We start from the raw sequence: 12,925 nt of genomic DNA, 5'->3' as shown, positions 1-12,925 counted from the left end.
GGGGCCCTTTAACCCCCCCCCTACCCTGCGCGCCCCCCTCCCCCCCGCCCTCACCCACCCCCCCCGGTTTTTTTTTTTTTTGGGGGGGGGGGGGGGGGGGGGGGGGGCCGCCCCCCCCCCACTCGCTGCTCGCACGGCGCGTCCCTCACGCCGGGTACGCGCCTCGCCTACCAGCGGTACCAGCGGCCCCTGCGGCCGCCACTGTCCGCCGAACGCATCACGAAGCCCAGCAGCCACACGACCAGCACGATCACCGCGATCCACCACAGCGCCTTCAGCGCGAAACCCGCACCGAAGAGGATCAGAGCCAGCAGAAGAACCAGAAGCAGGGGAACCATTGTTATCAACCTCCTGGCCAGCGTGTGCCCTTACCTCATACAGACAAGCCCATAAAGTGGGAGTTACTTCCTCGCGATCCGGGGCATATACGCAAGCGCCGTGCGCAGGCATGCTGAACCTCCCCGTGATGCTGGACACTTGCTGCTTACGCCGCGAGGGCGTGTCCTTGCTCGTGTAGCTGTCGGATCTCCAGCGGGGTGAGGTAGCCCCAGGCCGGATGCTTCCGCAGTCGCCTGCGGTTGTAGAAGGTCTCGACGAAGGCGAAGATCTCCGCGCGGGCAGTGGTCCGGTCGGGCCAGCAGCGGGTCCCGATCTCCGCTTTCAGCAGTGCGAAGAAGCTCTCGGCCGCGGCGTTGTCATAGCACGAGCCGGTTCGGCCCATGCTCTGCCGCAGGCCCAACCGGCTTATCTCACGGCGGAGTTCGTCAGAGATGTACTCCGATCCGCGATCGGAATGTGTGATGCAGCCGGGCTGGAGCCGGCCACGGTCGGCAGCCATCGTCAGCGCGTCGACCACCAGGGACGCGCGGTGGTGGTCGGCTGGGCGATGGCCGACCACCACCGCGCCGAGCTGCCGGTCGCCGCCTTGCGGATGGCGGCCGGGCGTGGCGGCCTGGAGCAGGGTTGCGTCATGCACACGGATCGCGGCAGCGAGTACACGAGTGACGAATTCCGCGGCTAAATACGCAAGTTGCGCATGAGGCAGTCGATGGGGCGCGTCGGCTCTTGTTACGATAACGCCGCCGCGGAAAGCTGGTTCGCCATCCTGAAAGCGGAGATCGGGACGACCGTGTGGGAGACCCGTGAGGCCGCCCGGGCCGACGTTTTCCGCTACGCCGAGGTCGAGTACAACCGCAGCCGGCTCCGTCGGCACCCCGACTAGCACCCCGCTCGAAACGAGATCCTTGCTCAGGCAGAACCTCGTCCCGGCAGCGTAAACACCCGCTGTCCAGTTCGCGGGGGAACTTCACTGATCGCACTGCCCCCATGTCTGTCACGTGAGCGCCAGGCCGAGCAGCCGCGAGGAACCGTGGTGGGGGCCGGTGACGTCGTAGGCCGGTATGGAACGACCCTCGGGGGGTGGGGAGATGGACGTCCACGAGGCGGGGCGGGCCCTCAAGGACTGGTTCGAGAACCCGGTTCCGTTCGGCCAGCACGTGCTCGACGCGTTCGGTCTGCCGCTCGACCTGTCCGAGGTCGCGGAGCACAAGGCGCGGTGGGGCGTCATCATCGTCACCGTGCTGCTGGCGACCGCCCTGCTGCAGGCGCTACCGGACGCGGCGCGGGCGATGGCCCGTCCGGCGTTCTGGCGTGACAGCGGCAGGATCCTTCCGGCGGTGCAGGTCCTGCTCCTCGCGGTGGCATACGCCTTCTACGGCAACGATCAGACCGAGTCGCTGTCGGACGCCGCCGGCCATGTGCTGGACGGGCAACTCGCCGAGGCGGCTCCGTTCGTGATCCTCACCTACTGGCTGCTGAGCTGTGTCTTCTGGGTGTGGTTCGGCCGCCTGCTCGGCCTGTCGTACCGCAGGCTGATGACCCCGTTCGCGGAACTGCGCGGCCTGCTGGTCGGCGCGCTGTTCGTCGGCGCGTTCGCGGTCGCCTGGCTCCAGGCGGCCGACCGCGGAAGCCGGCTCGGCGTCGCGCAGGGTTCGGCCGTGACGGCGGCCGTCGTCCTCGGCGCCGCGTACTTCACCGAGGTCGGTGCTAAATCCCTGGCCGGACGCACCCACCACCTAATCGACCCGCTGGGGACCAACGCACCTTGGCTGCAGAGCATGCCGCACCCGGACGGGCCGGCCTGGCGGGTGTCCGTGCGGCGGCTGACGGCGACCTTCCTGCTCTTCACGCTCTCCTGGTCGCTGATCGCGGCGCTGATCAGCGCCCTGTACTGGGCAGGGGCGTTCGAACCACCGAGCGCGCTCGGGGTGCTGCGCGTATGCGGCTTCCTCTACGGGATCACGCTGCTCGTCTGGTGCTTCAGATTCCGCAGCATGGTGTTCGCACAGCGCGACCTGCCGCCGGTGCTGCCGCGGTTCGTGGACCTGAGCCTGGCCCTGTCGACCGTCGCCGTCGCCGCGGGCAGCCTGCCCGACGCCCACCTCACGATCGGGAACGCGCCACCCTGGGCAGTCGCCATCGGCCCGCCCGCGACCATCGCGGCCCTGCTGCTCGTCGTCGTCATCGGCCAGTCCAGGACGCAGACCCCGCGCTGGCGCCAGCTGCTCCGGGCCAGCCTGCTCGCAGCCGTCCTGATCGTTCCGCTGCGCCTGGCATTAGGGCTGTGACAGGGCGTGGACGCCGGGATTCCACCGGCCATGCGGGGTGCGCCAACCGGCCGCCTCGCGGGTCTCCCGGCAGCAGGGGCGGCCGCACTCCCTTCGTCTGGCGGTTGCCCTGACAGACCGAGAGCCCACACAGGTCACGAACTGACGCGGCTGGCGTGAGAGTGGGACCGGCTCGGCCCCAAGCGGAGCCGGAGCCCAGCCAAGTCCGCGGCATCCGCCTCCGCGGGCACAGACCAGCACGCGGCCATCCCTCCCTGGCGGCACACAGCACGCTGATACCCCGCCCGACCGGCCCGCCCCCGGCAGCCACGAACCCAACAAAACCTCAGCCACGCCTCCGCCCGAGGAACCAACGCCCCCTTCCCATGCCCCACGGCTGTGTCCTGGGCCCCGCACCTGCGGCCGGACCCTACGCCGCCGGTGGCTCCACCCCATGGGCGCGGACGCCCTGTCCCTGGCCGTAGATCGCGTGTCCGGGCGGCGGACCGGCACGGAGCCGACCGCGGCCCTCCCCCGCCCCCGCGCCGCGGAGGGCCGGCGCCGGCCACGGCTCCGGCACGGCCGGTGTCGCCGCTCAGACCGGCTGCGGCTCTCTGTCCGGACGGTGGATCGGGGCGGCCGAGCCGGTGAGTGGGGCCCCTGTCCCGCCGTGCCGCTCCGCGATGATCTCCGCCACGATGGACACGGCGGTCTCCTCGGGTGTGCGGGCCCCCAGGTCCAGCCCGATCGGGGATCTGAGCCGGGCCAGCTCGCGTTCGCCGACGCCCGCCTCCCGCAACCGCCGCTCCCGGTCCTCATGGGTGCGGCGCGAGCCCATCGCGCCGATGTAGGCGGCCGGCCGGCGCAGCGCCTCCCGCAGCAGAGGCACGTCGAACTTCGCGTCGTGGGTCAGAACGCACAGCGCCGTCCGCCCGTCGGTGGCGGTGCCCCGCAGATACCGGTCGGGCCAGTCGACGACGACCTCGTCGGCGTCCGGGAAACGGGCTCGGGTGGCGAAGACCGGCCGGGCGTCGCACACCGTGACGTGGTAGCCGAGGAACCGTCCCGCCCGCACGAGCGCCGCCGCGAAGTCGATCGCACCGAAGACGATCATGCGGGGCGGCGGCACGGCCGACTCCACGAGCAGGGTGACACCGCCCGGGCAGTGCGTGCCGTCCTCGGAGAGTTCCACCGTGCCGGTCCGGCCGGCATCCAGCAGGGCGCGGGCCTCGGCGCGCGCGGTGCGGTCCAGTTCCGGGCCGCCGCCGAGCCCGCCCTCGTAGGAGCCGTCGGGGCGCACGAGCAGGGCCCGGCCGAGCAGCCCGGCGGGGCCCCGCGCCACCCGGGCCAGGGCCACCGGCTCACCGCCGGCCGCGGCGGACAGCGCGGCGTCGTGCACCGCCCGCCCGGCGGAGAACGGGACGACCAGCACGTCGATCGTCCCGCCGCAGGTCAGTCCCACCGCGAAGGCGTCCTCGTCGCTGTAGCCGAACCGCTCGGTCAGCGGCTCGCCGTCGCGCAGGGCCTGGCGGCACAGGTCGTACACGGCGCCCTCGACGCAGCCTCCGGAGACCGAGCCGATCGCCGTGCCGTCGGCGTCGACGGCCAGGGCCGCCCCGGGCGGACGCGGGGCGCTGCCGTCGACGGCGACGACCGTGGCGACGGCGAAGTCCCGGCCCTCCTGGACCCAGGTGTGCAGGGCCTTGGCCAGATCAAGCATCGCCGCCCGCCGACAGGACGCGGTCGGGCCGGATCGGCAGGTCGCGGTGGCGTACACCGGTCGCATGCCAGACGGCGTTGGCGATCGCGGCGGCCGCGCCCACGATGCCGACCTCGCCGATGCCCTTGATGCCGATCGGGTCGTCGGGGTCGGGGTCGTCGACCCAGTCGGCCTCGACGTGCGGGACGTCGGCGTGCGTGGCGACGTGGTAGCCGGCCAGGTCGGCACCGTGGACACCGCCGCTGGCCGGGTCCCGGACGGCCTCTTCGTGCAGGGCCATGGACAGGCCCCAGATCATTCCGCCGACGAGCTGGTTGCGGGCGGTGGGCGGATTGACGATCCGGCCGGCCGCGAAGACGCCCAGCATGCGGCGGACCCGGACCTCGCCGGTGGCCGGGTCGACGGCGACCTCGGCGAACTGGGCCCCGAAGGAGTGCCGTTCTTGCTGGGCGAGCGCGCCGACGGCCTCGGTCGTGTCCGACCGCGCGGTGATGCCCTCCGGCGGGACGTCCTCGCCCGGCGCGAGGCTGCGGCGCAGTTGTTCGGCCGCGGCCGTGACGGCCCAGCTCCATGAGCGGGTGCCCGCGGAGCCGCCGGCGATCATCGCGGGGCCGAGGTCGCTGTCGCCGATCTGCACCAGCACGCGGTCGGCGGGCACCTCCAGGGCGTCGGCGGCCACCAGGGTGAGCGCGGTCCGGGCGCCGGTGCCGATGTCGGCGGCGTTGATCCGGACCGTGAAGGTGCCGTCCGCCTCTGCTGTCACGGACGCCGTGGAGGGCATGGCCATCACCGGGAAGGAGGCGGCCGCGGTGCCCGTGCCGAGCAGCCAGCGCCCCTGGCGGCGCGCGCCCGGGCGCGGGTCGCGCTGCGCCCAGCCGAACCTGCGGGCCCCTTCCCGGAAGCAGGCGACGAGGTTGCGCCCGGCGAACGGCAGTCCGGAGACCGGTCCCACGGCGGGTTCGTTGCGCAGGCGCAGGTCGATCGGGTCGATGCCGCACTTCTCGGCGAGTTCGTCGAGCGCCGACTCCAGCGCGAACGAGCCCGGCGCCTCGCCCGGGGCGCGCATCCAGGTCGGGGTGGGGACGTCGAGTCGCACCAGCCGGCTGGCCGTGTGGTGGGCGTCGGCGGCGTACATCGACCGGCCGGCCGCGGCGCTCGGCTCGACGAACTCGTGCACGGTGGAGGTCTGGTTCAGGGAGCGGTGCTCCAGGGCGCGCAGCCGCCCGTCCGGATCGGCGCCGAGGCGGACGCGCTGCACGGTGGGACTGCGGTAGCCGGCGAGCGAGAACATCTGCCGACGGGTCATGACGACCCGGACGGGCCGCTGCAGCACGGTCGCGGCCATCACGGCGGCCACCTGGTGGGCGCGTACGCCCTTGCTGCCGAAGCCGCCGCCGACGTGCTCGGAGCGCACGCGCACGGCGCCCGGGTCGAGGGAGAACAGGTTCGCGAGCTCTCCCGCGACCCAGGTGGTGCCCTGGTTGGAGTCGACGACCTCCAGCCGGCCGCCCTCCCAGCGGGCGGTCGCCGCGTGCGGCTCCATCGGGTTGTGGTACTCCTCCGGGGTCGTGTACCGCGCGTCCACGATGACGGCGGACGCCGCGAGTTCCCGGTTCAGGTCGCCCTTCTCCACCACGGCCGGCAGGTGCCCGTCGACCGGGTACGCCTCGGCCTCGCGTCCGGCCGAGAACGCGACGTCGTGCGGCTCCTCGTCGTACGTCACGACGAGGGTCTGGGCGGCCTCCCTGGCCTGTTCGGACGTCTCGGCGACGACCAGGGCCACGGGCCAGCCCAGGTGGGGCACCCGGTCGTGCTGGAAGAGGCCGGTGCCGGGATCCGGCGGGACGCCCATCATGCCGACGAACTCGGTGTGCACGCGTGGGGCGTTGTGGTGGTGGAGCACGGTGAGGACGCCGGGCATCGCGAGGACGGTGCCGGTGTCCAGGGCGCGGACGCGGCCGCGGGCGACGGTGGACAGCACCAGCCAGCCGTGGGCGAGTTCGGCGAAGGGGATCTCGCCGGCGTAACGGGCCGCGCCGGTGACCTTGTCGCGGCCTTCGACCCGGGTGTGGGGGGTGCCGGTCACGCGCTCGGCGGCGGACCGGCCGGTGGTGGCGGTGGTCATCGGGCGGTCCTGCCTTCCTGCTTGGGCTGAGCGAGCCGTTCGTAGGGTCGGCTCACCCAGGAGTGCCGGGTGTGGTTTGACAACATCACTGGGAAGCCTCCTCGGTGAGTTCGCTGAGGACGGCCACGACGAGGTTGCGCATCAGGGGCACCTTGTATCCGTTGCGGGGCAGGGGCCTTGCGGCCGCCAGTTCGGCGTCGGCGGCGGCCGCGAAGGTCTCGGCGTCGGCCGGGGCGCCGGTCAGGACGCGTTCGGCCGCACGGGCCCGCCAGGGGCGGGAGGCGACGGCCCCGAAGGCCAGGCGCACGTCGTGCACGACGCCGTCCCTGAGGTCGAGGGCGGCGGCGACCGAGCCGATGGCAAAGGCGTACGAGGCCCGCTCGCGCACCTTGCGGTAGCGGGAGTTGGCCGCCGTGGCACTGGGCGGCAGGGTGACACCGGTGATCAGGGCGCCCCTGGGCAGGGCGGTCTCCCGGTGCGGTGTCTGCCCCACGGGCAGATAGAGGTCGGTGAGCGGCAGCTCGCCCGGTCCGTCAGCGGTCTCGTAGGACACGCGGGCGTCGAAGGCGGTCAGGGCCACGCCCATGTCGGAGGGGTGGGTGGCGACGCAGTGTCCGGAGGCGCCGAGGATGGCGTGGTTGTGGTGCTCACCGGTGAGGGCGGGGCAGCCGCTGCCCGGATCACGCTTGTTGCAGGGCGAGCCGACGTCGGTGAAGTAGCCGCAGCGGGTGCGCTGCAGCAGGTTGCCGCCGACGGTGGCCATGTTGCGCAGCTGCCCGGAGGCGCCGGCCAGTACCGCCTGGGCCAGGGCCGGGTAGCGGCGCCGGACCTCGGGGTGGACGGCGAGATCGCTGTTGGTGACGGTCGCACCGATGCGCAGTCCGCCGTCCTGCGTGGACTCGACGTGGTTCAGGGGCAGCTCGCGTACGTCGACGAGCCGGGCGGGCCGCTCGACGCCGGTCTTCATCAGGTCGACCAGATTGGTGCCGCCGCCCAGGAAGCGGGCGTCCGTGTCACCGTCGAGCAGTGCCACGGCGCCGGGTACGTCGTAGGCGCGCCGGTAGCCGAACTCCCTCATGCCGACGCTCCGTTCGCCTCGGCGGCGCGAGCCACGGCCTGGACTATGGACACGTACGCGCCGCAGCGGCAGAGGTTGCCGCTCATCCGCTCACGGATCTCCTCGGCGGTCAGGGGTGGCGGTCCCGCCTCGGGCCGCAGGTCGTGGGTGGCGGCGCTCGGCCAGCCCGCGGCGTGTTCCTCGATCACGGCGATGGCCGAGCAGATCTGACCGGGTGTGCAGTAGCCGCACTGGAAGCCGTCGAGGTCGAGGAACGCCTGCTGCACCGGGTGCAGCCGGTCGCCGTCGGCCACGCCCTCGACGGTGGTGATCTCGCGCCCTTCGGCCGCAACCGCCAGTTGCAGGCAGGCCACGCTGCGGCGGCCGTCGACCAGGACGGTGCAGGCGCCGCACTGCCCCTGGTCGCAGCCCTTCTTGGTGCCGGTCAGGTCGAGGCGTTCCCGCAGGGCGTCGAGCAGGGTGGTGCGGTGGTCGACGGTCAGCGTGTACTTCTCGCCGTTGACGGACAGGGTGAGGTCGCTGGACGTCGATGAGGCCATGGAAGCCTTCTCTCTCACGTGGTGAGGCGGGTCAGGTTGAAGGCGTGGACGCCGCGGCTGGCGGCGCCGGTGCACGACCGTGCAGGATGCGGGGCAGGTGGGTCGTGCACGGCCGCCCCGGGCCGTCCCGCACGGACGGCACGCCGATACGATGAGAACAAGCGGACAGTTGTCCGCTACCCGGAAAACGTAACGGACAGCTGTCCGCTTAACAAGGATCGGGTTTCGGCCATCACCGCGAGGAGGGCCAGTGGGCCAGGACAGGGAAGCGCCCCTGCGCTCGGACGCGCAGCGCAACCGCACGCGCATTCTGGAGGTGGCGCTGGCCGAACTGACCCGCTCGGCAGACACCCCGCTGAGCACGATCGCCAAAAAGGCGGGGGTCGGGCAGGGGACCTTCTACCGCCACTTCCCCACCCGCGAGGCTCTGGTCCTGGAGATCTACCGCCATGAGATGCAGCAGGTCGCCGACACCGCGGCCCCGCTGCTGTGCGGCCGGGAACCTGACCGGGCGCTGCGCGAGTGGATGGACGAGCTCGCCCGGTTCGCCATGACCAAGGCCGGGCTGGCCGATGCGATCCGGCAGGCGACCGGCGCACCGGGCACGCAGAAGCCGGGCCACGCCCCGGTGACGGAGGCAGCCGAGCGCCTGCTCCGCGCCGCCGAGCGAGCCGGCACCATCCGCCCCGGGATCACGGTGGACGACCTGTTCCTCGCCATCGGGGGCCTGTGGACACTCGACCCGCGCGGCGACTGGCAGCCCCGGGCGACCCTCCTGCTGGACCTCGTCATGGACGCGCTCCGCGTCGGAGCGCCCGGGCGGTGACGTGCCGGGGCCGTCGGGGCGCTGACGCGCCCCGGTGCACCCCACACCCCCTCACACGCCCTGCCCGGGCCGGCCGCCACCGCATCAGGAACCGTGCAGTCCCTGCGACCCTGCCCCCGCGACCCGGCCGACGCCCACCCAGAACCCCTCCACGTCACCACAGCGGCCACGGCTGCTTCGCCCACCGGGAAGCCGACGGCATCTTCGGCCGGCTCAACGCCCCTGCCACGCGGCAAGGTCCGCCAGCCGAAGGCCCCACCAGCAAGCCCAGCGCATGCTTGACCGACAGCCAGAGCACCAAACCCCCGCAGACGGCCACCTCCCGGCCGAAGCCCGCGAACGCCACCCCACCGCCGCCAAAGCCCGGGCCGCCAACGGCCGCAGAAGCAAAACCGTCGGACAAGCCGCCCGCCTCGGGACCGACCTCGAAATCGTCCAACCCGACCCCAGCGTCCGCGGCTTCCGCGTCCGGCCCCGCCGGCGCGCCGAACGCACCCCCGGCCGACTCACGCACCACCGCCCTCTGGTCCGCGACCACGAACCGGCCCCCACCGGGAAGAGCGTCAACCGAGCCCCGGCCGCGGCACAGGCACCGGTCGAACGCGACACCGCCCGCCTGTGGCCCCGCGGACCCTCCGCGGATCCCGGCGCGGTCCGAACCGCATGACGGGGGCCAGGCCGACGACACCGGCAAGCCGGCCGGACATGCCGAAAACACACATGCCGACACCGGCAGGCGCGATGAACCCCGCGCCCGCAACAGGGCCGACACCGGGCATGCCCAGGATGACCTCCGCATATGGGGCTCGTGAAACCGGCCCTCGATCAGGGCGTCGGTCCCGGCGATCTCCTCATCCCGGACCATCAACGCCTTCGCCGGCTTCGCCACCACCCCGGCGACCTTCTCACCGGCAACGGCGACGTGCTGAGGCCCCGGCGGCCTCGAGCACGGTGGCCGCGAGGAGTTGTGCGGTCGCCCGGTTCAACGGCCTCCCCCGTGCGACTGCCCGTGCGGCCGCACCAACCGGCGTGACCGAGCGCGGCAACCCGCGCCGCCACAAGCCCCCGCAGGCTCAACCCTCAAAGACACCGCCCGCCCGTCGGGGCCCAGGACACCATCGCGGACCACACAGTCCTGCCGAGTTCAGCCGACAGCCTCCTGCATCCTGCCGACCACACGCTTGAAGCCGATCAAGAACCGGTAACGCTGCCGTTTCGCGAACTCTGCCATCTCCCAGACCACCGGGCGCCCGGTCTCCGCGCACAGATGCAGCACTCGCCCCTCGTTCACCCAGACTCCTACATGGGCGCCGTAAGCATCGTCGGTGGCGTTGAACAACACCAGGTCGAGCGGCTGCGCAACCGATACACGGGCTGTGGCCTGCGTATCGGCCCACAGCTCACTCGAACGCAGATCAGGCGGAGCCAGGTTGAAGTGCCGAAGCACCTCGTAGGCGAACAACTGGCAGTTCGCGCCCTGCTCCAGACCGGGAAGAGCAGCGACCTCCGGCGCCCCCGGAAACCGGGAGCCCACGTACGGAACGGTCCAGAAAACGGCCGGCAGCCGGTCCAGCAATGCATCCATCACAGACCCATGGCTCCGTCGCCGACGACGAGCTCGGGATCGCGCATGCCGCGCCGGCGGCAGTCCCGCAGGAGGTCGGCCCAGGACTCGGTCGACTCGCGCAGGCCCTCGGCGAGCGCGATCAGCTCCTTACAGCCGTCGGTGCGCACTCCCATGAGGACCAGGACGCACGAGCGGGCCTGGCCGAGGCGGACCTTGGGGTGGACGCCGTCGGCCCACACGTACACGTAGTCGGATCCGGACAGGTCCCGGTCCTGGAAGGCGGCGTAGTCGTCGCTCCACTGCTTGGTCAGCCGGGTCACCGTGGCCGGCGAGAGCCCAGCGGCCGAGCCGAGGAACTGCTCCATGGCGGGCACGAAGTCGCCGGAGGACAGACTGTGCAGGTAGAGCAGGGGCAGGACCTCGCTGATCTTCGGGGACTTCCGGCACCAGGGGGCGAGGATCTTCGACGAGAACCGCTTGCGCTCGCCCGTCTCGCCATCGACCCGCTTGTCGTTCACCCGCGGCGCCTTCACCGCAATCGGCCCGGCGGCGGTGGTCACCGTCCGCTCGCTGTGGTGGCCGTTACGCACCACCAGACGGCGACCGGCCTCGTCCCGCTCGCCCGCCAACTCGGCTATGTACTGGTTTACTTCGGCTTCCAGGGCTGCGGCGAGCATCCGACGGGCGCCCTCACGGACGATGTCGTCCATCAGGGAGCCGCTCTGGGTGGTGCCGTCCTCGTTGACTACGCTCAGCACGGGCGTGCCTTCCCGACCCGCGCTGCAACGCGGGCCTACTCGATGACCAGAAGTCGATCACTCGGGAAGGTACGCCCTCCGCGTTCCGCGAGGCACCCCTCCCGAGTCCGAACCACAGGTCTTGAGCATTGCTCTGTCCAACTACGGCAGAGACATGGACGCATCGGCCCTTGCGGCCCTGCCGTGCCTGGCCGGCATCACAGATGCGGCTGTGATACACGGCCCGGCTCCGGACGTACACCGACACCCCCATGACAACTCCCGAGGACCCCAGCGCCCGGCGCGCACTGGCACACCGCCCCCGCCACCGGACACACGGACCACGCCAGACAGCGTCCGGTCGGCGGTGAGAGCGGCGCGCTGGCAAAGTCGTCCCTCCGCGATTGCGGAAAGCGCGGGCCAGCACGTGGAGACCGTACCGCCCTTACGGCAGGTTGTCGGCGCGGGCGGCGAGGGCACGGAGTTCGGGGGTGGTGCGGCCGGACATCAGCAGGGCGGAGATAAAGGACCGTACGGCAGGGCGGGAGTGCGTCTCCTGCGGCGCCTGGTGTTCGGCGGCCGGCAGTGCGCGCATGCACTCGTCGCGGCGTCCGCGCTGGGCCAGGGCGGCTGCTACGTCGGTGTAGGACCGCGCCCGGCGTTCCGCGCTGGGCAGGCTCTGCGGCGGCAGTGCCCGGGCTGCGGCCAGGGCCGCGCAGGGGTCGCCGGTGGAGAACTCGGCGGAGATGCGGTGCAGTTGGACGGTGGCGGTGCTGAATCCGCCGCCGTGGTCACGCAGCGCGGTGGTGCCGCCGAGGCCAGCGGCGATGACGGCAGCTTCGTCCGTCAGTTCCCGCATCCCCTCCCGGTCGCCGCCCCTTGCGGCGCCGTACGCGGCTGACTGGATCAGCAAGCCGCGTTCGGCCGCGCCGCTGCGGGACGCGCGAGGGGGTGTTCGGCGGCCTCGGCCACCTGGCGTGCGCGGTCGGCTGCCATCCAGCCGAGCTGCTGCTCGTCGAGCTTGACGAGCATGCGGGTCGCGAGGAGGTAGCTCTGTCCGAGCAGGTGGAGGTGGTCTCTCTCGTCGGCGGGGCCGAGCGCGTGTGCGGTACGGATCAGGCGGGGCAGACGGACCGCGAGGCCGGCGTGGTGGCAGGTGTGGAAGTCGCGGTGCGCGCGGGCGAGTTCGACGGACAGGTGCTCGAAGGCCGGCGGATCGTGGTCCTGGCCGATGCCGAGCATCGCGTCCCGCAGCCGGGCGACGAGGGGTTGTCCCACGGGTACGTCCTGGGCGGCTGAGGCCGTCGCCGGGAGCGAGACGCCGGCGGTCGCCGCGGCCGAGGACACGAGGAACTTCCGTCGCAGCACTGGATCGTCGCCTTCCTCCCGCCGAGTCGGCCCACCCTATGCCCGGGAAGGCGCGGGTAGGCGGAGCAGCGGCGACAGGGTATCCGTGTCGGGTGCGCGCCGGGTGTGAGGTCGCGGTGAGTCCGAACTCCTTGGGCGGTATGCCGAGCACATCGGCGAAGCGCCTGAGGACTTCGACGTCGGACAGGGGTGATATGCCGCGCTCGTAACGGGAGACCTGGGAGGCGGAGTAGCCGGTCCGGGCGCCCAGGTCAGCGAGCGTCCAGCCCCGGGCCCGGCACCTGCTGTGGATCAACTCGCCGGGTTTTCCTGGCCGTTCGGATTGAAGTCGCGCCGTGCCGGCTGGCATCCGTACCCCT

The 12,925-nt window shown here is 72.3% G+C and carries 13 protein-coding genes and 2 pseudogenes; 3 read left to right on the top strand and 12 right to left on the bottom strand.

The window, feature by feature from the left end; genetic code table 11:
* Window positions 1–167 precede the first annotated feature (167 nt).
* Window positions 168–338 carry a DUF5670 family protein gene (locus ACFYR0_RS37115; protein WP_383509453.1) on the bottom strand — a complete coding sequence of 57 codons (171 nt, stop codon included), beginning with the start codon at window positions 336–338 and terminating at the stop codon, window positions 168–170.
* Window positions 339–484: 146 nt separating this feature from the next.
* Window positions 485–976: a DDE-type integrase/transposase/recombinase gene (locus ACFYR0_RS37110; RefSeq protein WP_389338572.1), complete on the bottom strand. Its 492-nt coding sequence runs from the start codon at window positions 974–976 to the stop codon at window positions 485–487.
* 60 nt (window positions 977–1,036) lie between these two features.
* Here ACFYR0_RS37110 and ACFYR0_RS37105 point away from each other — a divergent pair, with 60 nt between their 5' ends.
* Window positions 1,037–1,222, top strand: a complete 186-nt coding sequence (locus tag ACFYR0_RS37105; RefSeq protein ID WP_389338569.1) for a hypothetical protein — start codon at window positions 1,037–1,039, stop codon at window positions 1,220–1,222.
* Window positions 1,223–1,427: 205 nt separating this feature from the next.
* On the top strand, window positions 1,428–2,627 hold the full coding sequence (locus ACFYR0_RS37100) for a hypothetical protein (protein WP_389338566.1): 1,200 nt from the start codon (window positions 1,428–1,430) through the stop codon (window positions 2,625–2,627).
* A gap of 574 nt (window positions 2,628–3,201) precedes the next feature.
* Here the strand turns inward: ACFYR0_RS37100 and ACFYR0_RS37095 are convergent.
* The 4 genes from ACFYR0_RS37095 to ACFYR0_RS37080 all read right to left on the bottom strand — a co-directional run bounded on the left by ACFYR0_RS37095 (window position 3,202) and on the right by ACFYR0_RS37080 (window position 8,068).
* Window positions 3,202–4,326 (bottom strand): XdhC family protein, encoded by a 1,125-nt coding sequence (locus tag ACFYR0_RS37095; RefSeq protein WP_389338563.1) that lies wholly within the window; start codon window positions 4,324–4,326, stop codon window positions 3,202–3,204.
* On the bottom strand, window positions 4,319–6,451 hold the full coding sequence (locus tag ACFYR0_RS37090; protein ID WP_389338560.1) for a xanthine dehydrogenase family protein molybdopterin-binding subunit: 2,133 nt from the start codon (window positions 6,449–6,451) through the stop codon (window positions 4,319–4,321). The genes ACFYR0_RS37095 and ACFYR0_RS37090 overlap by 8 nt, the downstream gene beginning before the upstream one ends.
* A gap of 85 nt (window positions 6,452–6,536) precedes the next feature.
* Window positions 6,537–7,529, bottom strand: coding sequence for an FAD binding domain-containing protein (locus tag ACFYR0_RS37085; RefSeq protein ID WP_389338557.1), 993 nt, complete (start codon window positions 7,527–7,529; stop codon window positions 6,537–6,539).
* Window positions 7,526–8,068: a (2Fe-2S)-binding protein gene (locus tag ACFYR0_RS37080; RefSeq protein ID WP_389338554.1), complete on the bottom strand. Its 543-nt coding sequence runs from the start codon at window positions 8,066–8,068 to the stop codon at window positions 7,526–7,528. The genes ACFYR0_RS37085 and ACFYR0_RS37080 overlap by 4 nt, the downstream gene beginning before the upstream one ends.
* A gap of 250 nt (window positions 8,069–8,318) precedes the next feature.
* Between ACFYR0_RS37080 and ACFYR0_RS37075 the strand changes: the two genes are divergently transcribed.
* Window positions 8,319–8,894, top strand: a complete 576-nt coding sequence (locus ACFYR0_RS37075; RefSeq protein ID WP_389338551.1) for a TetR/AcrR family transcriptional regulator — start codon at window positions 8,319–8,321, stop codon at window positions 8,892–8,894.
* Between the two features lie 154 nt (window positions 8,895–9,048).
* Here ACFYR0_RS37075 and ACFYR0_RS37070 read toward each other — a convergent pair whose 3' ends face one another.
* From ACFYR0_RS37070 to ACFYR0_RS37045, 6 genes and pseudogenes are all read right to left on the bottom strand, one after another.
* Window positions 9,049–9,333, bottom strand: a complete 285-nt coding sequence (locus tag ACFYR0_RS37070) for a hypothetical protein (RefSeq protein WP_389338548.1) — start codon at window positions 9,331–9,333, stop codon at window positions 9,049–9,051.
* 705 nt (window positions 9,334–10,038) lie between these two features.
* Window positions 10,039–10,479, bottom strand: coding sequence for a hydrolase (locus tag ACFYR0_RS37065; RefSeq protein ID WP_389338545.1), 441 nt, complete (start codon window positions 10,477–10,479; stop codon window positions 10,039–10,041).
* A gap of 5 nt (window positions 10,480–10,484) precedes the next feature.
* Window positions 10,485–11,219: pseudogene (locus tag ACFYR0_RS37060) on the bottom strand (transposase); the annotation flags it as partial.
* A gap of 424 nt (window positions 11,220–11,643) precedes the next feature.
* Window positions 11,644–12,057 (bottom strand): hypothetical protein, encoded by a 414-nt coding sequence (locus ACFYR0_RS37055; protein ID WP_389338584.1) that lies wholly within the window; start codon window positions 12,055–12,057, stop codon window positions 11,644–11,646.
* Window positions 12,058–12,104: 47 nt separating this feature from the next.
* Window positions 12,105–12,566, bottom strand: a complete 462-nt coding sequence (locus ACFYR0_RS37050) for a hypothetical protein (protein WP_389338581.1) — start codon at window positions 12,564–12,566, stop codon at window positions 12,105–12,107.
* Between the two features lie 136 nt (window positions 12,567–12,702).
* Window positions 12,703–12,915 (bottom strand): annotated as a pseudogene (locus tag ACFYR0_RS37045) (helix-turn-helix domain-containing protein); the annotation flags it as partial.
* Window positions 12,916–12,925 lie beyond the last annotated feature (10 nt).

Source organism: Streptomyces sp. NPDC005017 (genome assembly GCF_042873115.1).
Taxonomy (GTDB): domain Bacteria; phylum Actinomycetota; class Actinomycetes; order Streptomycetales; family Streptomycetaceae; genus Streptomyces.
This window is presented reverse-complemented; position numbering and strand designations above follow the sequence as displayed.

Coding starts and splice junctions, on each gene's coding strand:
- ACFYR0_RS37080 (WP_389338554.1), bottom strand. CDS start 8,068: ATGGCCTCATCGACGTCCAGCGACCTCACCCTGTCCGTCAACGGCGAG.
- ACFYR0_RS37085 (WP_389338557.1), bottom strand. CDS start 7,529: ATGAGGGAGTTCGGCTACCGGCGCGCCTACGACGTACCCGGCGCCGTG.
- ACFYR0_RS37055 (WP_389338584.1), bottom strand. CDS start 12,057: ATGCGGGAACTGACGGACGAAGCTGCCGTCATCGCCGCTGGCCTCGGC.
- ACFYR0_RS37090 (WP_389338560.1), bottom strand. CDS start 6,451: ATGACCACCGCCACCACCGGCCGGTCCGCCGCCGAGCGCGTGACCGGC.
- ACFYR0_RS37115 (WP_383509453.1), bottom strand. CDS start 338: ATGGTTCCCCTGCTTCTGGTTCTTCTGCTGGCTCTGATCCTCTTCGGT.
- ACFYR0_RS37095 (WP_389338563.1), bottom strand. CDS start 4,326: ATGCTTGATCTGGCCAAGGCCCTGCACACCTGGGTCCAGGAGGGCCGG.
- ACFYR0_RS37100 (WP_389338566.1), top strand. CDS start 1,428: ATGGACGTCCACGAGGCGGGGCGGGCCCTCAAGGACTGGTTCGAGAAC.
- ACFYR0_RS37065 (WP_389338545.1), bottom strand. CDS start 10,479: ATGGATGCATTGCTGGACCGGCTGCCGGCCGTTTTCTGGACCGTTCCG.
- ACFYR0_RS37105 (WP_389338569.1), top strand. CDS start 1,037: ATGAGGCAGTCGATGGGGCGCGTCGGCTCTTGTTACGATAACGCCGCC.